The organism is Microbacterium sp. 2RAF4 (assembly GCF_052115285.1).
GTDB classification, from domain to species: domain Bacteria; phylum Actinomycetota; class Actinomycetes; order Actinomycetales; family Microbacteriaceae; genus Microbacterium; species Microbacterium oxydans.
Map to the genome: position 1 here is coordinate 123970 of NZ_JBFRGI010000002.1, position 19745 is coordinate 143714.

Consider the following 19745-nt stretch of genomic DNA (forward strand, 5'->3'; position numbering starts at 1 on the left):
GGATGCTGCCGTACGGGAGACAGTCCATCTCCGAAGATGACATCCAGGCTGTCGTCGACGTCCTCCGGGGTGATTGGCTCACCACCGGGCCCCTCGTCTCCGCCTTCGAGTCGAAGATCAGCGAGCTCACCGGCGGACATCGCGCGGTGACGGCCACCTCGGGCACGGCGGCGCTCCACATGGCCTATGCGGCAGCAGGGATCTCCGAGGGCGACGTCGTGATCTCCACGCCCATGACCTTCATCGCGACGACGTCGACCGCATCCATGCGCGGTGCGCGGATCGTCTTCGCCGATGTGGAAGAGGACACCGCCCTCATCGATCCGGCCGCGGTGGACGCCCTGATCGACGAACGCACCCGCGTCATCGCCGCCGTCGACTACGCCGGTCACCCCGCCGACTACGACCGGCTCACCGCGACGGCTTCGCGTCATGGAGCCCTCGTCCTCGACGATGCCGCGCACTCCATCGGCAGCACCTACAACGGTCGGCCGGTCGGCGACCTCGCCGACATCACGACGCTGTCGTTCTTCCCGACGAAGAACCTCACCACCGGCGAGGGCGGAGCGCTCGTCGCCAAGGACCCCGAGCTGGCACAGCGTGCGCACGAGTTCCACAACATCGGTCTCGTGCGGGACGCCGCACGTTTCCAGGTGCACGATGAAGGGGCTTGGCATCAGGAGGTGCACGAGTTCGGCGTGAACTACCGACTCACCGACATCGCCTGCGCGCTCGGCTTGTCCCAGCTCTCCAGACTCGACGCGTTCAAACGTCGGCGTGCGGAGATCACGCGGCGCTACGACGACGCACTGGCCGATCTCGACGGCGTGCGTCGCCCGATCCAGCGTGACAACGTCGATGCGATGCGTCACCTCTACCCCGTGCGCATCCTCGACGGGCGACGTCGTGAGGTCTTCGATCGCATGCGAGAGCTCGGCGTCGGCGTCCAGGTCAACTACATGCCCGTCTACTGGCATCCGGTGTACGCCGACGCAGGCTACCGGCGAGGGATGTGCCCCAACGCGGAGGCCTTCTACCGCGAGGAGCTGTCGCTGCCGATCCATCCCGAGCTCACCGACTCGCAGGTCGACCAGGTCGTCGACGCCCTCGCGGAAGCGCTGCGGTGACACGAGTCGGGATCATCACGCAGGCGCGGATGACCAGCACCCGGCTCCCCGGCAAGGTCCTGCTCACCGCAGGAGGACGCACCCTGCTCGACCATCACATCGACAGGTTGCAGATGCTCGATGTGCCGCTGATCGTCGCAACGACGACGAATGCGAGCGACGATCCGATCGCGGCACTCGCCCTGTCCCGCGGAGTGCGCGTCTTCCGCGGCAGCGAGACCGACGTGCTGGGGCGATTCGCGGGTGCCGCGCGCGATGCCGGGCTCGACGTGGTCGTGCGCGTCACGTCGGACTGCCCCCTCATCGACCCCGCGCTCATCGGGCAGGGTATCCAGCGGTTCGCCGAACTCGACGACCCCACCGCACACGTGTCCAATGTGCTCGAGCGGACCTATCCTCGTGGCTTCGACTTCGAGGTGTTCTCCGCCGCTGCGCTTCTCGAAGCGGACGCACGGGCTTCCCTTCCGGTCGATCGCGAGCACGTCACCCCCTACCTGTACAGCGGCCGCGGAGCCGACACGAGCCTGCACGCCATCACCGGCACGCGCGATGCGTCGCGCTTCCGCGTCACCGTCGACACCCCGGAAGACCTCGCGGTCATCCGCGCCCTCGTCGAGACCTACGGCGCGGCCGACCTCAGCGCCGGCGAGATCATCGAGGTCCTCGAAGCCCGGCCCGAGCTGGTGGCCATGAACGCGGACGTGGAGCAGAAGAAGCTCGGAGAGTGATCTTCCGGGCTCGCGGGGTTCAGCGCGAGTTGTAGTCGTCGTTGTAGCGGTCGAGCACCTCGGCGATCGGCGCGTCGAGGACGAGAGCGCCCTTGTCGAGGTAGAGACCGCGCGTGCAGAAACGGCGCAGGTCGCGTTCGTTGTGGCTGACGAAGAAGAGCGTGCGCCCATCCGCGAGCAGCTCGTCGATCCGTCGATAGCACTTCTCGCGGAACGCCTTGTCCCCCACCGCGAGCACCTCGTCGACGAGGAGGATCGGCTCGTCGAGCTGCGACACGACCGCGAAGGCCAGCCGCACCTTCATGCCGTTCGACAGGTGCTTGTACGGAGTGTCCTCGAAGCCGGCGAGCTCGGCGAACTCGATGATGCCGTCGTAGCGCCGCGACACCTCCTCGCGCGACATCCCGTGCAGACCTGCGGTGAGTCGGACGTTCTCCCGCACCGTGAGATCGCCGACGAATCCGCCGGTGATCTCGATGAGCGGTGCGACTCCGCCGTTGACGGTCACCGTCCCCTCATCGGGAAGGAGCACCTTCGCCACGAGCCGGAGGAGTGTCGATTTCCCCTGACCGTTCCGGCCCACCACGCCGATCGATTCTCCGGATCGGACCGAGAAGGAGACGTCCCGAAGCGCCCAGAACTCTCCGGGTCGTGAGCGGCGGGAGGCGCCGCCGAACAGATCCTTGAAGCTGCGGGACCCGCGTCGGTTGCGACGGAAACGCACTCCGAGGCCGCTGACTTCGATCGCGGTCGCCATCACAGCTCCTTCAGCACGGGTCGCTCCAGCTTGCGGAAGGCCCAGATCCCCAGTGCGAGGATCAGCAGGCTCATCGCGATGCTGATCGTCAGCGTGAACGTGTTCCACTGGTCCGGGAAGAACGGCATCCGATAGAGCATGAAGATGCCCGCCAGCGGGTTGAAGGCTCCGAGGGTCTGGAACATCCCCGGCAGATCGGTCACGTTGTAGATGATCGGCGTGGCGTAGAACATCGCCCGCAGGATCAGCGCCGTCGTGCGCTCCAGGTCGACGAAGAGCACGCACAGGGGGGCCACCAACAGCCCCAGCCCGATGAGGAGGATGGTCTGCAGCACGACAGCCAGGGGAAGCCAGAGGACGCCCCAGCCGATCTGCACCGTCCGGTTCGGATCAGCCTCGACGAGAAGGTTCACGACGATGAACAGCACGAGGACCGGCAGCGAGAACAGGAACTCGATGCCCTTGCTCAGCACGATCCGGTTCACCCAGATCGATCGGGGGATGGCCGTCGAGCGCACCAACCGCGAGTCCTTCTTGAATGCCTTCGTGAAGTCCGAGACCGAGCTGTTGAACCACACCCAGGGCAGCAGCGCACTGATGAGGAAGATGATGTACGGCTCTTCCCCGACGTCCCGCTTGAACACCTGCGTGAAGACGAACCAGTAGATCACGCTCATGACGAGCGGATCGAGCACGGACCAGAGGTAGCCGAGGATGCTCGTGGAATAGCGGACCTTCAGGTCCCGTGCCGAGAGCAGCCACAGCGAGTGAAGGTATCGCCGCGGCGTCCCCGGCGCCCCGACAGCAGCGTGACTCACAGTGCCGAGTCTAGGCGAGCTCGTTGTTCCACATCGACAGCGCAGAGCCGATGGCCATGTGCATGTCGAGGTACTGGTACGTGCCGAGACGGCCGCCGAAATGCACGTCGGTCTCCCCCTTGGTCAACTCGCGGTAGGCCAGCAGGCCGTCACGGTCGGTCGGGGTGTTCACCGGGTAGTACGGCTCGTCGTCGCGCTCGGCGAATCGCGAGAACTCCCGCATGATGACCGTCTTGTCCTGCGCGTAGACGTCCTTGCGCTCGGGGTGGAAGTGCTTGAACTCGTGGATGCGCGTGTAGGGCACGTCCATGTCCGGGTAGTTCATGACGCTGGTGCCCTGGAAGTCGCCGACGCTGAGCACTTCCTGCTCGAAGTCGAGCGTGCGCCAGCTGAGCGCACCCTCCGCGTAGTCGAAGTAGCGGTCGACCGGCCCGGTGTACACGACCGGCAGCTGACCGACCGTGGACTTCTTGTTCAGCGGCTGCGAGTCGTCGAAGTAGTCGACGCCCAGCTTGACCTCGATGTTCGGGTGATCGGCCATCCGCTCGATCCAGGCGGTGTAGCCGTCGGTGGGCAGACCTTCCCAGGTGTCGTTGAAGTAGCGGTTGTCGTAGGTGTAGCGCACGGGCAGACGGCTGATGATGTCGCCGGAGAGCTTGTGCGGATCGGTCTGCCACTGCTTGGCGGTGTAGTCACGGAAGAACGCCTCGAACAGCGGACGCCCGACGAGAGCGATGCCCTTTTCCTCGAAGTTCGTCGCCGACTTCACGTCGAACTCCCCCGCCTGCTCCCTGACGAGAGCCCGAGCCTGGTCCGGCGTGTACGCCGCCTGGAAGAACTGGTTGATCGTGCCCAGGTTCACCGGCATCGGGAAGACAACGCCCTTGTGCGTGGTGTAGACCCGGTGGACGTAGTTGGTGAAGCTCGTGAACCGGTTGACGTACTCCCACACCGTGGCGTTCGACGTGTGGAAGAGGTGGGCGCCGTAGCGGTGCACCTCGATACCGGTCTGCGGCTCGGCCTCGCTGTAGGCGTTGCCGCCGATGTGGTGGCGACGGTCGATGACCGTGACCTTGCGGCCGGCGTTCGCGGCGCGCTCTGCGATGGTGAGGCCGAAGAAGCCCGATCCGACGACGAGGAGATCCATGTTGCTGCTTTCTGCCCGATGAGGCTCCGATGCGCACGAGAACGCGCGCCACACAGGTTTTCCACTCTACCGGGGCTCACCACGGGAACCCTGTCAGCCACCCGTCGGCGGAAGCACCTCGCCCTCATCCAGCATCGCCTGCAGCATCGGGGCGAGTGTGCGCCCGTAGGTGTCGGAGACGTGGTTGTCGTCGATGTACACGGCGACGTTACCGATCACGCCGAGGCATATGGAGTCCGGGCACATCCACGGTCGGAAGTCGACGGCGGTGATCCCCTCGCGCTCAGCGAGCGCATCCAGGGAGACCCCCTCGTCGAACCCGATCTCCGGCACACCGCACATCTCCTCGGCCGCGTAGACGCAGCCGTACATGTCGAAGTCGAACCGCGGATTGTCACGTACGGCGATCACCTGGATACCGCGGTCGAGCAACAGCGACACGATGTCCTCGATCCCGTCCACCAAGACCTCCGGTGATGCCGCGCTGGCACGTGTGACGACGAGGTAGACCGCCTCGGGCTGCACGCGAAGGGCGTAGTCGATCGCCGCTGACCTCCATTCCTCGCAGGAGGCGACATCGGAGGCGGTCTCCGAAGAAGGAGTCGTGTCGGTGGAGGTGGAGGGTGCGCCGATCGCGATAGAGCATCCGCCCCTGAGCAGAGCGATCAGCTCCCAGTCCTGACCCTCCGCGGAGACCCGGAGCGGCGACATCAGCTGTTGGGCGTGCGAGTCTCCCATCACGAGGACCCGCCGAGTCCCTGGTTCGGCGGCTCGCACAGTCTGCGTGCACGAGTCTTCCAGGGCCGGTTCGAGGGCGACGAGGTCGCCGGTGCACTCCTGTCCGAGATAGACCCACTCCGCATCGAGGGCCGTGGGGCCGGGGATCAACGGCAGGTCGATGCCCGCGAGGTCGATGGGAGAATCGATCTGGGCCGCGCCCGGGTACCCCTGGGAGGCACTCGCCTGGATCGCGTCGGTGCGCTGCACGATGGTGCCCTGCCACGCGCCGAGCGGTATCGCGACGACCAGCACGGCCGCGACGAGCACGCCGATCCCGAGCTTCTTCGACCCTTGGAGAGCCTTTGCCTCCCGGACAGGCTGCTCGACGAAACGGGAGAGCAGCCTCGCGAGGACGAAGGAGAGCCCGATGATGCCGAGGCCCGCCAGCATCCCCGGTTCGGATCGACCGGAGAAGACCATCCAGATGACCAGAACGGGCCAGTGGACCAGGTAGAGCGCGTAGGCGTCGCGCGACACGTACCGGAGAGGACGTGATGCGAGGAACGCCGTCGGTCCGCCGCGAGCCCCGTCCCGACCGGCGATGATCACGAGCGCTGCGCACAGGATCGGCCACAGCGCGAGATAGCCGGGGAACCCTCCCTGCACGTCGATGACGATGCCGCAGACGGCGATCCCGAGCACACCGATCCAGCCGAGCGTTCCTGCGCCGCGGATCGGACCGCGCAGAGCTGGCAGCGCCAACGCGACCAGAGAACCCGCGGCGAACTCCCACAGCCGGGTGCGGGTGTCGAAGTAGGCGAAGTCCTGCGCACTGTTCGTCTCCATGATGGAGAACACCAGGGACACGACGAAGATGGCGCCGAACACGGCGAACAGCGCGGGAAGGATCAGATGGCGACGCGTTCTGAGCGTCAGCCATACCCCGGCGAGGAGCAACGGCCACAGAAGGAAGACCTGCCCCTGCACCGACAGCGACCAGAAGTGCTGGAACACGCTCGGAGTCTGCGACGCACGCGCGTAGTAGTCCACCTCGGAGAAGGCAAGGGTCCAGTTCTCGACGTAGAACAGGCTCGACCATGCCTCGCTCCACACCCGTGGCCACTCGGTCCGCGGGAACGCGAGGAAGGCCACGGCGAGCACTCCCACGATCGTGACAGCGGCGGCGGGGACCAGCCTCAGGAACCGTCGGATCCAGAACGACCCGAGCTGCAACGGTCTCCCCTCCTGCATCCTCCGGGCGAACGACCCGGTGAGGAAGAACGCGGAGACCATGAGGAAGACGTCGACGCCGCCGGAGACCCGTCCGAGCCACACGTGATAGACGACGACGAGCAGGATCGCCAGAGCGCGGAGGCCGTCGATGTCGGCGCGGCGCGAGGACACTCCCCCCGAGGCGTGAGGAGCGCCCGGGGACGGCGCGAGGAACGTCTGTTTCATAGCGGAGCAGGCATGCCGGCGAACGGGCACCGCGGTCTGTTCGGGGAGACCGTAGCCGCACCCAGCCTAACGTCGCGACGACGGAAAGTGGTCGCCCCGTCCTCAATGATCGGTCAGCGGTGTCTCCGAGGCGAGGAGACGGGCGCTGCTCGCTCGCAGCAGCACGGTCGTGCGATAGGTCGCGACGAGCACGGCGGATGCCGCGATCACACCGACGATCCCGACGAGACCCCACATCAGCACGGCAGGAATCATGAGCGGGAGGCTGATGACGGCGGCGACGACCGATGACTTCGCGAGCTCTCTCTCCTTGTGGAGAGCGACGAGCCCGGCGAGACCCACGATCTGCGCGACGCACTCCCCCGCGAAGCCGATCCCCGCGATGAGCGCGATCTCGAACGGGATGACGGCCTTCCCCACCGTCAAGGGGATGGAGATCGGGGTTGCCAGGAACGCGAAGCAGGCGCCGCCGAACAGACCCACCGCCAGGCCCACCCACAGCGAGCCCCGTGCGCGCAGACGGGTCTGCTCCGGTCCTGCTTCCGGCACCCACCCCTGCACGGCCTGAAGGATGGGGGCGAGCACGAGCACGCCGTACCGGTACAGCTTGTCGACGGCGGCGAAGATCGGCAGGACGGGTTTCATGTACACGTCGACGAGGAGCACCGGGAGCATGGTAGAGAGGTTGCCGAAGAGCACCGTGGCGAGTCCGGGGATCTGTGCGCGCATCGTCGATCCGAGCTCCTTCACCCTCGTGCGATGGAGGCGTACTCCGTCGCGCTTGCGCAGTGCGAAGAGAAGACCGCCGACGACGCCCGCGACGGTCGCGAACGCGACGCAGTAGAGGTAGGAGGTCAACGTCGGCGCGATCACCACGGCGACCAGCGCGGCGACCTGCCCCAGGACGGCAGGCAGCGCGTCGAACACGAGCATGGCCACGGGTCTGTTGGTCCCGATGAAGTACCACGCGGCCCCGATTCCGGGGATGGCATAGGCGATCGTGGCGAGCACAGCCGCGAGCGGATCCGCGCCGAGCACGATACCGAGGATCACGGCGAGCGGCCCGACGATGAGGAAAAGGAGCGCTCGGGCGACGACCGAATCGGCGAGGAACTGCCGTCGGCTGCTCGCGGGGAGCGCGGAAACGGTGCTGGGGCCCGTCGCACCCCACCCGAACGCGACGAAGATCGATGCGAACTGGCCGATGATCTGGAGCACGAACAGACGCGCCCACTCGTCGGTGCCGATCGTGCTGATCAGCAGAGGGATCGAGACGATGCCCACCACCGTGGACGCGACGATCGAGACCGAGAACAGCGCGCTCCGGCGCAGCAGGTCGTGTCGAAGCAGCGCTCCCAGCCGGCTCACGCTCGCCGACCGAGCCTACCGAGCACGTCGGGCCGGATGCGACCGAGCGTGCCGCGCCTGCCATCACGCCAGCCGGCACGGACGGCGCGCAGCTGCGCGACCCGGTCGGGGGCGAGGACGCTCCCCCACAGCACCATCTCCGCCATCTTGCGATTGCGACGCCTCATCCACCCCCGGTGGTCCGCGCCGTACTGCCGCGACAGCCACACGCTGTTGCGGACCATGTAATAGGTGCGCCACGGAGCGTGGTACAGCACGTGCCGCTGCTTTCCGAGGATGACAAGCGGCCGTCCGAACACCGAGAGCGGGACAGCCTCCCCCAGAGCGTGCTCCATCGCGAGTCCCTCATCGACGAGGAACTGGTAACCGGCCTCGCGTGCGCGCACGGTGAACTCGGAGTCGACCGCGTCGATGAACAGGTCCGTACGGAAGTCGCCGATCGCCTCGAACGCACCGACCGGGAGCAGTTGCCCGGACTGGATCGGATCGAACGGACCACCGGTCGGGTCGTTCAGCACCGGTGCTCCTCCGACGACGCCAGGCACGGCGGCCGCGACGTTCACGCCCTGCGCCTCTGCTGCGTCGATGCGGCTCAACAGACGCTCCACATGCCCGTCGGCCAGAGCAGAGTCCTGATCGAGCGTGAGGATGTGCGTCGCCCCGAGCTCGCGCGCCCGGCTGATCGCCGTGTTCAAAGCGGTCGCGATACCGCGGTTCTCCTCGGCGGAGATGACCTCGGTCCGCTCCGGGAACGTGATGGTGTCAACGGATCGGGAGCCGTCGTCGACGACCACGACGGAATCGACCTGCCGCAGGATCGACTCGATCGTGCTCGGCAGACTCTCGGGTGCACGGAACACCGGGATCACGGCGACTATGCGATGCGGCATCAAGTGCTCCTGTAAGGGTGGCGGGTGAACCGGAGCAGCGGACATCCGCCGGCAACGGGCCAGACGATCCTACCGAGGTCGGCTGGACGGCTCGCTCAGCGGGGGCCGGATCATTCCCTCGAGTCCGGGTCCTCACTCATCGGACAGGATCTTCCCGATCGTCGCCGAGATCTCGGGAGCGAGCATCCGCACGTATTCCAAGTTCAGGTGATCGGCGTCGTAGTAGACGGGGACACCGCCGATCACGGCATAGCATCGCTCCGCATCGCAGAAGCGATCCGTCAGATCCAGCACCGTGATCGAGTCCGAGCGCTCGGCGGCGCCGGCCATCAGAACGGGGTCTGCCGGCTGCGCCTCCGCCCGGGGACGCGCGCAGGCCTCGGGGTCGGTGGAGTTCAGCAGCACGCAGTCCGCGCCGCGCACCTCCCCGTTGTACGGCGGATCCGCGATCGCCAGGACGTCGATCCCCTCGTCGGCCCACGCCGTCCAATAGTCGATCAGGCCTGCACTCATCTGGTCGAACGCGGGCGTTCCGCTGCCGTCGTCCACCAGATCCTGTCGTGCCGCCATCGCGGTGATCACCAGATCGGGCTTCGCCGTGCGGATCGTCGCGGCGAGGTCGTCCGACCAGGTGTTGCATCGATCTGCCTCCGCCTGCCCCCACGCACCGCGGAACCCGAGGAAGTCGACATCGGCCACCGGACACCCGCCGAGATAGCTCGTCGTGACGATCCAGTTGTTCTCCCTGGCGATATCGAAGATGGCTCCCTGCCACTGCTGTGCGTGCGAGTCGCCGACCAGCCAGACCTGCTTCGGGTCCGAAGCGCCTCCCGAGAAATCGCACTCCAACGTCGTCTGCTTCTCGCCGTATGTGAGGATCGGCAGGAAGGTCCCGCATTCCGGCGGCGTGAAGAAGTACTCGTTCTTCGAAGTCATCACCGAGTACTCCGCCGGCCCGAACGCGTCGGCGCAATCCGCCCCAGGGGCCATCGCCAGCGGACCCTCGCACGACGATGCGACGACCTCTGCCGGAGGTCGGTCGGCATCCACGCGTGTCTGGTACCAGGCGAGCACGCCGGCGACGAGGCCGCCGATCACGACCATGCCGACGAGCATGAGACCGAGTGCTCTGCGGGTCGACGTGCGCCAGTAGCGCCACTTCTGCCCCCTGTCCTCGACGAAGGTCTTGGTGAGGGCCGCGAGGACGATCGAGATCGCGAGGACGCCCAGCTTGGAGAGCGTGCTGGCTTCCGCGCCGATCACGAACGGAGCAGCGACGATCAGCGGCCAGTGCCAGAGGTAGAGCGAGTACGAGATCCCTCCCACCCACTGGACGGGTGCCAACGCCGTCACTCTCGCGTGCCAGAGCCGCGCGTACGACGTGCCCGCGACGATGACGGCAGCGGTGCCCAATACGGGGACCAGGGCCGCGTACCCGGGGAAGGACGTCGTGTGGTCATACGCGAACGCCGAGAAAGCGATCAGCACGAAGCCGAGGATGCTCACGATCTGGGCGACGATACGCGGAAGCCGCAATCGCGCACCGAGCAGCGCGACGGCGCCGCCTACCGCGAACTCCCAGCCCCGGGTGAAGGTCGCGAAGTATGCCTGGGGCGGGGCGAGGATCGTGTACACGACGCTCGCCCCCAGCGACAGCACGCCGACCGTCGCGACGACGAGGAGCAGCGCTCTCGAAGCGCTCCGATCGCCACCCCCTGGCCGAGAAGAAGAACTGCGGCCGAGGCGCGTTGAGGCGGCCAGGGCCGCGAGCAGCAGCAGGGGCCACACGATGTAGAACTGCTCTTCGACCGAGAGCGACCAGTAATGCTGCACCATGCTCGCCGCGTCGTTGAGTGCCGAGTAGTTCACCGACATCGCCGCGAGATACCAGTTCTCGACGTAGCCGGCGCTCGCGGCGATCTCCCAGGCGTTGCGGGCCCACCGCGGATAGGGGAGGAACGCGATCAGCAGAACGAGGGAGACGGCGAGCACGACGAACGCCGCCGGGAGCAGGCGGCGGATCCGGCGGGCGTAGAAGGCTCCGAGACGCACCCCGCCGGTCCGTGTCATCTCCCCCACGAGGTGCCCGGTGATGAGGAACCCCGAGATCACGAAGAAGACATCGACGCCGACATAGCCGCCGGTGATGCGCGTCGGCCAGAGGTGGTTCAGGACGACGAGCCCGATGGCGACCGCACGCAGAGCCTGGATGTCGGTGCGGAACACACGCTCACGAGGGACGGCCGATGGCGGTGCCGCCGTAGGCAGCGGAGCGCTCACGAACCGAGGTACTCCCGCAGCAGATCGTCGCCCGTGCGAGGGTCGAAGCCGGTCGCACGCACACGCGTCAGATCGAGTTCGCTGTTGCGCGGCCGAGGAGCGATCGGACCGGATGCCGAAGCGAAGTACTGCTCCGTGGAGACCCCCGTGACGCGGGACGGGTCGTGGCCCGTCAGCTCGTACACGCGCCGCGCGATGTCCGCCCAGGTCACCGCGTCGCCTGCCGACGTCAGGTTGTACACGCCGGGCGCCGGGCGCACGGCGAGCAGGTGGCGGACCAGCTCGGCGATCTGCGAGGCGAAGGTCAGCCGACCGTGCTGATCGTCGACGACGGTCGGCTCGACGCCCTTCTCGGCGAGCGAGGCCATCGTCCTCACGAAGTTGTTGCCTGCACCGATAACCCAGGATGTCCGGATGATGTAGTGCAGCGGAGCGGTGGCCACGGCGATGTCACCCGCCGCCTTCGACTGTCCGTAGACGCCGAGCGGGCAGACGGCATCGTCTTCACGGTACGGGCGCTCCCCCGACCCGTCGAAGACGTAGTCGCTCGAGACATGCACGAGCGTGATGCCGTATTCGGCGGCGATGCGAGCCAACGCCGCGGGCCCTGCGGCGTTGACCGCCCACGCGTCCCGCCGTCCTTCCATGGTCTCGGCACGGTCGACCGCGGTGTACGCGGCGGCATTGATGATGGTGTCGTAGTCGCGCCACCGGCGCGCGGATCCCAGGTCGGCCGCGCCGAGGTCCATCTCAGCGCGCGTCGTCCACTCGATGTTCTCCGAACCGTCGAACTCCTCGCGCAGCGCCGAGCCGAGCTGACCGGATGCGCCGATCACGAGCGTGCGACGCGGAGAGATGGGCGACACGTCCGCGAGGCGGGGGTGTGCGAGGTCTTTCTCCGAGACCTCGGCCTCTGAGAGCGGGATCGGCCACGCGATCGCGGCGGTCTCGTCGGCGAGGTTGAGGAAGGAGTATGACGCGTCGGGCGACCAGTGATCGTTCACCAGGTAGGTGTACGCCGTGTCGGGCTCGAGCGTCTGGTACGAGTTCCCGACGCCGCGCGGAACGAAGATCGCCCTGGACGGGTCGAGCTCGGCGGTGAAGACCGCACCGAAAGTGGGTCCCTCGCGCAGGTCGACCCACGCGCCGAAGATCCGCCCCGTCGCGACCGAGACCCACTTGTCCCACGGCTCCGCGTGGATGCCCCGCGTGGTGCCGACGGCGTCGTTGAAGGACACGTTGTTCTGCACCGGCCCGAAATCGGGCAGGCCGAGGGCTGTCATCTTCTCGCGCTGCCAGTTCTCCTTGAACCACCCGCGCGAATCACCGTGCACTGGCAGGTCGAAGATCACCAGCCCGGGGATCCCGGTCTCCGCTCGACCGAGCTTCTTGCCGAACTCGATGTCGCTCACGACGTCTACTGTCCCTTCGTCGCGTAGAAGGCCTCGGTGGAGTCTTTCGACGGCGCCCACCATGCCTCGTTGTCGCGGTACCACTGGATGGTCGCTGCGAGACCGGATTCGAAGTCGGCATACTCCGGAGACCAGCCCAGCTCTGTGCGGAGCTTCGTCGAGTCGATCGCGTACCGCAGGTCGTGGCCGGCACGGTCGGTGACGTGGTCGTAGGCGTCGCGCGGCTGACCCATCTCCTCGAGGATCAGCTCGACGACCTCCTTGTTGTTGCGCTCGCCGTCGGCCCCGATGAGGTACGTCTCGCCGATCCGCCCCTTCTCGAGGATGGTGAGCACCGCAGACGAATGGTCGTTCGCGTGGATCCAGTCGCGCACGTTCTCGCCGGCGCCGTAGAGCTTGGGACGGATGCCGCGGATCACGTTCGTGATCTGTCGGGGGATGAACTTCTCGACGTGCTGGTACGGGCCGTAGTTGTTCGAGCAGTTCGAGATCGTCGCCTGGACGCCGAAGGAGCGGACCCACGCCCGCACCAGCAGGTCGCTGCCGGCCTTCGTCGACGAATACGGCGACGACGGGTTGTACGGCGTCTGCTCCGTGAAGCGCTCCGGATCGTCGAGCTCGAGGTCGCCGTACACCTCGTCGGTCGAGATGTGGTGGAAGCGCTTCTCGTGCCGGCGCGCGGCTTCGAGGAGCGTGTACGTGCCGATGATGTTGGTGTCCAGGAAGGGACGCGGGCTGTGCAGCGAGTTGTCGTTGTGGGACTCCGCGGCGTAGTGCACCACGGCATCGGCTTCGGCGGTGAGCGTGTCCACCAGCTCGGCGTCGGTGATGTCGCCGTGCACGAAACGGACACGGTCCTCGGGCAGACCCTCGAGCGAGGCTCGGTTGCCCGCGTAGGTGAGCGCGTCGAGCACCGTGACCGTGTGGTCGGTGTTCTCGACGGCGTAGTGCACGAAGTTGGAGCCGATGAAACCGGCGCCGCCGGTGACGAGGATGTTCGACATCAACGACCTCTTTCCAGGGTCTCGAGGAGGTAAGTGCCGTAACCGGACTTGACGAGCTTCTCGGCGCGCTCGCGGAGCTCGTCATCGTCGAGGAAGCCCTGACGCCACGCGACCTCCTCCGGCACGCCGATGCGGAGCCCGGTGCGACGCTCCATGGTGCGCACGTAGTCGCCGGCGTCGGACATCTGGTCGAACGTGCCGGTGTCCAACCATGCGGTGCCGCGGGGCAGGACCTCGACCTGGAGCGCGCCGCGCTCGAGGTAGGCACGGTTCACGTCGGTGATCTCGTACTCCCCGCGTGGGCTGGGTTCGAGCGAGCGGGCGATCTCGACGACGTCGTTGTCGTAGAAGTAGAGGCCGGGTACGGCGTAGTTGCTCTTCGGCTGCGCCGGCTTCTCCTCCAGGGAGACCGCACGACCGTCGGCATCGAACTCCACGACGCCATAGGCGTTCGGCTCCGCCACCCAGTACGCGAACACCGCGCCGCCCTCGACATCGGTGTACCGCTTGAGCTGCGTGCCGAGGCCAGGGCCGTAGAGGAGATTGTCTCCGAGGACCAGAGCGACCTTGTCATCGCCGATGAAGTCGGCGCCGATCACGAAGGCCTGGGCCAGCCCGTCCGGAGAGGGCTGCTGCGCGAATGTCAGGTTGACGCCGAACTGCGAGCCGTCCCCGAGGAGACGCTCGAACTGCTCCGCGTCGTGCGGTGTCGTGATGATCAGGATGTCCTTGATGCCCGCGAGCATCAGCGTGGACAGCGGGTAGTAGACCATCGGCTTGTCGTACACCGGGATCAGCTGCTTCGAGATTCCGATCGTGATCGGGTGCAGTCGAGTTCCGGAGCCGCCAGCGAGAATAATGCCTTTCACCCCCATATCGTGCCACATCCCGGCGGAGAGCGCGGTGGGAGGATTCGCTTGCGCCACTTCAATCACAGTGGCATCATCTGTATCTTTCCGTCACACTAGGCAAGTGACCAGCTCAGTTTCCCCACGCCTGCGCGCCCTCGTCGCGAGTACAGCCGCAGTCGTCTTTGCTGCCTCCCTGCTTCTCGCGAGCCCTGCGACCGCTGCCGGAGGGGGTGATCCCGCCGCTGGCGCCGCGGCATCCGCACCCGAAGCGACCGACATCGTCAAGACAGCGGACCTGTCCCTGTTCCGCCCGGGGAACATCATCGCCGACGCGGTCTTCTTCAACGCCGCGACGATGAATGCCGGGCAGATCGACTCATTCCTGCGGAGCAAGGTCTCCACCTGCCGCGCGGGCTACGTCTGCCTCAAGGACTACCGGCAGAACACCCCGACCCGTCCCGCCGACGCCTACTGCAACGGCTACGCCGGTGCCGGCAACGAATCGGCGGCGACCATCATCGACAAGGTCTCCAAGTCGTGCGGCATCAACCCCCAGGTGCTCATCGTGATGCTGCAGAAGGAACAGGGCCTGGTCACCGACAGCTACCCACCGGCGGGTCGCTTCAACATCGCGATGGGTCAGGGCTGCCCCGACACCGCAGGATGTGACCCCGCGTACTCCGGGTTCTTCTACCAGGTCTACGGCGCGGCCAGGCAGATGAAGATCTACGCCGAGGGCCGCTGGTTCACTTACTACGCTCCCGGCCGCACGTGGAACATCCTGTACCATCCGGAGCCCAAGCGGAACTGCGGTTCCGCACCGGTGTACATCGAGAACACCGCGACGGCAGCGCTCTACTACTACACGCCGTACCAGCCGAACCGCGCCGCGCTCAACGCTGGCTACGGAGAGGGAGACGGATGCTCTGCCTACGGCAACCGGAACTTCTACCAGTACTTCACCGACTGGTTCGGCAGCACGCAGCGCATCACCTCCGTGATCGTGCGCGGCGACGGCCCCGAGGTGTATCTGCTGTCCGGCGGATACCGCTTCCACATCAAGACGGCTGAGGACCTGCGAGCGTTCTCGGCGAAGCTCGGCGCCGTGAGCCAGGTACCGGCCTCCTACCTCAAGACCATCCCCCTGGGTTCGCAGATCTCCCGCTACGTGCACGACGCCCGTGAGGGGATCCTCTATCTGATCGATCCCGACGGCACCCGCCACCGGTTCGGCAGCGAGAAGCAGATCCTCGATTTCGGCTACGCCTTCAATTCCTACGTGAATCTCGCGCCCGCGCTCATCGACGCGTTCCCCCGCGGCGAGGATGTCGGGAGCCTCTTCCACGTCGGCGTCGACACCCAGATCTACTCGCTCGACAACGGGCAGAAGAGATACGTCCCCAGCGTCGAGACCTGGCGATACCTCTCGGGCGGCAAGCTCGGCTATGTGGCCTCGATGGATCCGACTGCGGCGGCGAAGTTCCCGCAGGGGCGCGTGGTCCTCATGCCGCGGTCGATGGTGCGCGAGGTCGACAAGCCGGCCGTCTACCTCGCGACGGCGGGCACGACGCTCATCCACACCCCCAGCCTCGAACTCGGCGCGGCGTTCGGCACGTCGACCGCGGTCACCGTGCTCCCGTCCGGGGCGCTCACGGGATACACCCCCGCCGCTACGACGCTGTCTCCCTTCGTCACCTGCGACGCGGCGCCGTATGTCATCTCGAGCGCCGGCCTGCAGCGGATCTCCGGAAGCATTCCCCCGACACGGTTCACCACGACTGCCCTCACGGCCGCGGACTGCGCCGCGTTCACCCCGAACAACACCCCGACCGCCCAGCCGTTCTTCATCCGCACCGACGAACGGGGCGAGGTGTACCGTCTGCTCGACGGCCAGCTGCAGTACATCTCGTCGTACTCGGACCTGGTCACCCTCTCGGGTGGCACCATCCGCCTGGTCGGGTGGAAGGACGCCACGGTGGGCGTGCTCGGCGTCACCAAGCCGATGATCCCCTCGGGAACCGTCGTGCAGTTCGCCGGCGACGGCCGTGTCTTCCGATGGAACGGCTCGCAGCTCTCGCACATCACGACGTACGAGGCCCTGCTGAGGATCGGCGGCGGAAAGGCGCCGACGATCGCAACGATCCCGGCCAGACTCGCACCGGTGATGCCTGTCGGCGCTCCGACCGCCTAGGGTCGCCGTCAGGGTCGGCTTGGTAGGCTCAGACATCATGCCAGAAACCACGCTGATCATCGTCCCCGCCTGGAACGAAGCGCAGAACATCCCGACGACGATCCGCGAGATCACGGCTGCATGCCCCACGTACGACGTGCTGGTCATCGATGACGGGTCCACCGACTCGACCGGCGCGGTCGCCGATGCCGCGGGGGCCCGCGTGGTGCGGCTGCCGTTCAACCTGGGTGTCGGCGGCGCGATGCGTGCGGGGTTCCTGTACGCCGCGCGTCACGGCTACAGCCGCGTCATCCAGGTCGATGCCGACGGCCAGCACAACCCGCAGGACATCGATCGCGTGCTCGCAGGGCTCGAGCACGCCGACATCTCCATCGGCGCGCGATTCGCCGAGGTCGGCGACTACGTCGCCCGGGGTCCTCGCCGGTGGGCGATGCGCGTGCTCGCACGGACGGTGTCCCGCGTCTCCGGCGCCACGCTGACCGACGTGACGAGCGGATTCCGCGCGGCCAACCGTCGGGCGATCGCCCAGTACATCACCTACTACCCCGCGGAGTACCTCGGCGACACGCTCGATTCCCTCGTCGCAGCCGTGCACGCAGGATTGACGGTCACCCAGGTGCCGGTCGCGATGCGTCCGCGCCTGCACGGAAAGCCCAGCCAGGGGCCGCTCTCGGCATCCGTCTACCTGTTGCGATCGGTCTTCGCCCTGACCTTGGCCATCGTGCGACGTCCGATCCGACGCTCCTCCGCCCCGTCCCCCGTCGTGTCAGCGTAGGAAGGCACCCCATGGTTGTTCTCGGCGCACTCGTGCTGTCCATCGCTCTGCTGTCGTTCATCCTCTGGATGCTGTTGACACGGCGCCTCCGCGAGAAGTATGCGGTGCTGTGGCTCCTGATCGGCGTCGCCGCCCTCGTCGCATCGGTGTTCCCGCAGTTGCTCTTCTGGCTCACCGGAGTGCTCGGAGTCGAGCTGCCCGCGAACCTCTTCTTCCTGCTCGCCATCCTGCTCCTGCTCGGTGTCGCCCTCCATCTCTCGTGGGAGCTGTCGACATCGGAAGAGGAGATCAGAGTCCTCGCCGAGGAGGCGGGGCTCGCCGAGACGCACATCACCGAGGTCCAGCATCGGTTGAGCGCGCTCGAAGCTCGACTGGAGGAGCTCGACGGCGGTCCGCGAAGCTGACCGTCAGCGCCTCACCGCGCCGCTGGGCCTGACCGCGGCCAGGAACAGGCGTCGAGCCCGAGTGAGGTCTCCACTTGCGAGCGCAGCGACCATCTCGCTCGCGGCGTTGAGTCGGGAGATGCACCGTCGCCGACCGATCCTGGCCGCCCGCGCCCAGCCTTTGGCCTTCATCCGCGCGGCGTACTCGTCGAAGAACGCGGCTTCCTGCTCGAAGCGGCTGCCCGACGCGGCCGTGACCGACGACACGGAACTCATGTGCCTGCGATAGTCGAAGACCACGTCGTCGGTCACCAGCATCGACCCACCGTCCAGTGCGATGTCCAGGAGAAGCCCGAGATCGAGCGCGACCGCCCAGTGATCATCGAAACCGTGGGCGCGCGCCACCTCGCTCTTCCAGACGATCGACGGGAAGTACGCCCAGTCCGCTCGGATCAGGCTCTCCGCCATGTGCCGGGCGTCGAGGATCCGGCCGCCCTCCCCCACCCGCGGCCGTACCCAGCGCTTCACGCGATCCGCAAGGGGCAGAACGGGTCGGCCAGACTCATCGATGACGCTCACTCCCGGCTGGAACACGTCCACCCCGGGATTGTCGGCGATGAGCCCTGACAGCACGCCGATGTAGTCCGGATGCATCCGGTCGTCATCCCCCATCATCACGAAGTAGGGTGCTTCGACCAGATCGAGACAGCGATTGAAGTTCTTCGCGAGCCCGAGGTTCTGCTCGTTCCTGACGTACACCACGCGCGGGTCGCCGAGCGCTTCGAGTCGCTCTCGGATCGGATCACCGGGGTACGCGTCGTCGACGCAGACGAGTCGCCAGGAGTCGCTCGTCTGCTCGAGGACCGAGCGGATCGCCTCCCATGCCGAATCCGGGTGACTGTAATAGGGCAGCATGACGTCGATCGTCACACGGCCCGGCTCAGTCATCGATCTTCCCGGTGCGGCCGGCCCTGGCATCTCGCCAACCGGCCAAGGCATCCCCCACCGGTACCCGTCCTGTCCTGCGCCATCCGACGATGAGCTCCTCCGCCGCCCGACGACCGAGCGCGAGCGAACTGCGCACCCTGCCGAGCCCGGCCTTGCGCGCGAACAGCGCCATGTTCCGGACCCCGAGTCGCAGCGGATGGGCTCCGGGCTCCTGCGCGGCGCGCACATCGAGCACGACGGTCCGCCAGCCGTGTCTTCTGAGGGCCCACCCCGTGTCGACATCCTCGAAGTACAGGAAGTACATCTCCTCCATGCCCCCGATCTCGCGGAGCGCACGGGTGCGGTACATCACGACCGCGCCGTCGACCCAGTCGACATCGCGGGATCCGGAGGCGGGGGCGGTCACATGGTGATAGGCGCGCCCACCCTTGGTGAGGACTCCACCCGCCGAGAACACGACATCGGGCCTGGACACCCAGTACAGGGTCGGCGCGACCGCGCCCACGTCCGGAAGACGATCGAAGGCATCGAGCATGCGCGCGCTGAGGTCCTCTTCGAACCAGGCATCATGCGTCAGCACGAGCAGATTCTCGATCCCTCGCTGCTCGCACACGTCGAGAGCCAGGTTGACGGCTGCCCCGTATCCGGGGTTGTCACCCCGTCGGATCATCACAGGTGGTCTCCCGTTCACATCCGTCAGCACGTCATCAGGCAGATCGCCGCCGTTGTCCACGATGATGACCTGTGCGCAGGGCGCCTCCTGAGAGTCCAAGCGCGCGAGCACGTCCCTGACCAGGTCAGGGCGTCGGTATCCGATGACCAGCGCGGCATAGTCGCTCATTGGCGTGATTCCTCCTTCAGTCGCCTGAAGGCAACGACGCCTAGGCT

Annotated in this window: 17 protein-coding genes; 5 read left to right on the plus strand and 12 right to left on the minus strand. The window is 66.8% G+C overall.

Annotated elements, in window-relative coordinates; all coding sequences use genetic code 11:
- Positions 1-2: 2 nt before the first annotated feature.
- Both pseC and AB4070_RS04835 read left to right on the plus strand, forming a co-directional pair.
- A complete protein-coding gene (pseC, locus tag AB4070_RS04830) occupies positions 3-1127 on the plus strand; it encodes a UDP-4-amino-4,6-dideoxy-N-acetyl-beta-L-altrosamine transaminase (protein ID WP_441979130.1) in 1125 nt (374 codons plus the stop codon).
- The gene (locus AB4070_RS04835) at positions 1124-1855 is read left to right on the plus strand and encodes a cytidylyltransferase domain-containing protein (RefSeq protein WP_441979131.1); all 732 of its coding nucleotides are present in this window, start codon (positions 1124-1126) and stop codon (positions 1853-1855) included. Before pseC ends, AB4070_RS04835 begins: the two co-directional genes overlap by 4 nt.
- A 19-nt stretch (positions 1856-1874) precedes the next feature.
- On the opposite strand, the gene AB4070_RS04840 is transcribed toward AB4070_RS04835, so the two are convergent.
- The 10 genes from AB4070_RS04840 to rfbA form a co-directional block, all read right to left on the minus strand.
- A complete protein-coding gene (locus tag AB4070_RS04840; protein ID WP_441979132.1) occupies positions 1875-2612 on the minus strand; it encodes an ABC transporter ATP-binding protein in 738 nt (245 codons plus the stop codon).
- Positions 2612-3430, minus strand: coding sequence for an ABC transporter permease (locus tag AB4070_RS04845; protein WP_441979133.1), 819 nt, complete (start codon positions 3428-3430; stop codon positions 2612-2614). Before AB4070_RS04845 ends, AB4070_RS04840 begins: the two co-directional genes overlap by 1 nt.
- 10 nt (positions 3431-3440) lie before the next feature.
- Entirely contained in the window at positions 3441-4577 is a 1137-nt protein-coding gene (glf, locus tag AB4070_RS04850) for a UDP-galactopyranose mutase (protein WP_441979134.1), read from the minus strand.
- A gap of 93 nt (positions 4578-4670) precedes the next feature.
- The gene (locus AB4070_RS04855; RefSeq protein ID WP_441979135.1) at positions 4671-6755 is read right to left on the minus strand and encodes an acyltransferase family protein; all 2085 of its coding nucleotides are present in this window, start codon (positions 6753-6755) and stop codon (positions 4671-4673) included.
- Between the two features lie 102 nt (positions 6756-6857).
- Positions 6858-8123, minus strand: coding sequence for a lipopolysaccharide biosynthesis protein (locus AB4070_RS04860; RefSeq protein ID WP_441979136.1), 1266 nt, complete (start codon positions 8121-8123; stop codon positions 6858-6860).
- Positions 8120-9013 (minus strand): glycosyltransferase, encoded by an 894-nt coding sequence (locus AB4070_RS04865; protein WP_441979137.1) that lies wholly within the window; start codon positions 9011-9013, stop codon positions 8120-8122. Before AB4070_RS04865 ends, AB4070_RS04860 begins: the two co-directional genes overlap by 4 nt.
- A 132-nt stretch (positions 9014-9145) precedes the next feature.
- A complete protein-coding gene (locus AB4070_RS04870) occupies positions 9146-11293 on the minus strand; it encodes an acyltransferase family protein (protein ID WP_441979138.1) in 2148 nt (715 codons plus the stop codon).
- Positions 11290-12705, minus strand: a complete 1416-nt coding sequence (locus AB4070_RS04875) for a sugar nucleotide-binding protein (protein ID WP_441979139.1) — start codon at positions 12703-12705, stop codon at positions 11290-11292. The genes AB4070_RS04870 and AB4070_RS04875 overlap by 4 nt, the downstream gene beginning before the upstream one ends.
- 5 nt (positions 12706-12710) lie before the next feature.
- A complete protein-coding gene (gene rfbB, locus AB4070_RS04880; protein WP_441979140.1) occupies positions 12711-13709 on the minus strand; it encodes a dTDP-glucose 4,6-dehydratase in 999 nt (332 codons plus the stop codon).
- Positions 13709-14578 (minus strand): glucose-1-phosphate thymidylyltransferase RfbA, encoded by an 870-nt coding sequence (rfbA, locus tag AB4070_RS04885; protein WP_058632643.1) that lies wholly within the window; start codon positions 14576-14578, stop codon positions 13709-13711. The genes rfbB and rfbA overlap by 1 nt, the downstream gene beginning before the upstream one ends.
- A 103-nt stretch (positions 14579-14681) precedes the next feature.
- Between rfbA and AB4070_RS04890 the strand changes: the two genes are divergently transcribed.
- The 3 genes from AB4070_RS04890 to AB4070_RS04900 are packed head-to-tail and all read left to right on the plus strand — an operon-like array spanning position 14682 to position 17930.
- Entirely contained in the window at positions 14682-16751 is a 2070-nt protein-coding gene (locus AB4070_RS04890) for a hypothetical protein (RefSeq protein ID WP_441979141.1), read from the plus strand.
- A gap of 37 nt (positions 16752-16788) precedes the next feature.
- On the plus strand, positions 16789-17526 hold the full coding sequence (locus AB4070_RS04895) for a glycosyltransferase family 2 protein (RefSeq protein ID WP_441979142.1): 738 nt from the start codon (positions 16789-16791) through the stop codon (positions 17524-17526).
- A gap of 11 nt (positions 17527-17537) precedes the next feature.
- Positions 17538-17930 (plus strand): DUF2304 domain-containing protein, encoded by a 393-nt coding sequence (locus AB4070_RS04900; protein WP_058632608.1) that lies wholly within the window; start codon positions 17538-17540, stop codon positions 17928-17930.
- Positions 17931-17933: 3 nt separating this feature from the next.
- On the opposite strand, the gene AB4070_RS04905 is transcribed toward AB4070_RS04900, so the two are convergent.
- Both AB4070_RS04905 and AB4070_RS04910 read right to left on the minus strand, forming a co-directional pair.
- Positions 17934-18857: a glycosyltransferase family 2 protein gene (locus tag AB4070_RS04905; RefSeq protein WP_441979143.1), complete on the minus strand. Its 924-nt coding sequence runs from the start codon at positions 18855-18857 to the stop codon at positions 17934-17936.
- Positions 18850-19698 carry a glycosyltransferase family 2 protein gene (locus AB4070_RS04910; protein ID WP_441979144.1) on the minus strand — a complete coding sequence of 283 codons (849 nt, stop codon included), beginning with the start codon at positions 19696-19698 and terminating at the stop codon, positions 18850-18852. The genes AB4070_RS04905 and AB4070_RS04910 overlap by 8 nt, the downstream gene beginning before the upstream one ends.
- Positions 19699-19745: the final 47 nt, after the last annotated feature.

Excerpts from the sequence above, each read along its gene's own strand:
- pseC (WP_441979130.1), top strand. The coding sequence starts at position 3 with ATGCTGCCGTACGGGAGACAGTCCATCTCCGAAGATGACATCCAGGCT.
- AB4070_RS04840 (WP_441979132.1), bottom strand. The coding sequence starts at position 2,612 with ATGGCGACCGCGATCGAAGTCAGCGGCCTCGGAGTGCGTTTCCGTCGC.
- glf (WP_441979134.1), bottom strand. The coding sequence starts at position 4,577 with ATGGATCTCCTCGTCGTCGGATCGGGCTTCTTCGGCCTCACCATCGCA.
- AB4070_RS04855 (WP_441979135.1), bottom strand. The coding sequence starts at position 6,755 with ATGAAACAGACGTTCCTCGCGCCGTCCCCGGGCGCTCCTCACGCCTCG.
- AB4070_RS04865 (WP_441979137.1), bottom strand. The coding sequence starts at position 9,013 with ATGCCGCATCGCATAGTCGCCGTGATCCCGGTGTTCCGTGCACCCGAG.
- rfbB (WP_441979140.1), bottom strand. The coding sequence starts at position 13,709 with ATGTCGAACATCCTCGTCACCGGCGGCGCCGGTTTCATCGGCTCCAAC.
- AB4070_RS04895 (WP_441979142.1), top strand. The coding sequence starts at position 16,789 with ATGCCAGAAACCACGCTGATCATCGTCCCCGCCTGGAACGAAGCGCAG.
- AB4070_RS04900 (WP_058632608.1), top strand. The coding sequence starts at position 17,538 with ATGGTTGTTCTCGGCGCACTCGTGCTGTCCATCGCTCTGCTGTCGTTC.
- AB4070_RS04905 (WP_441979143.1), bottom strand. The coding sequence starts at position 18,857 with ATGACTGAGCCGGGCCGTGTGACGATCGACGTCATGCTGCCCTATTAC.
- AB4070_RS04910 (WP_441979144.1), bottom strand. The coding sequence starts at position 19,698 with ATGAGCGACTATGCCGCGCTGGTCATCGGATACCGACGCCCTGACCTG.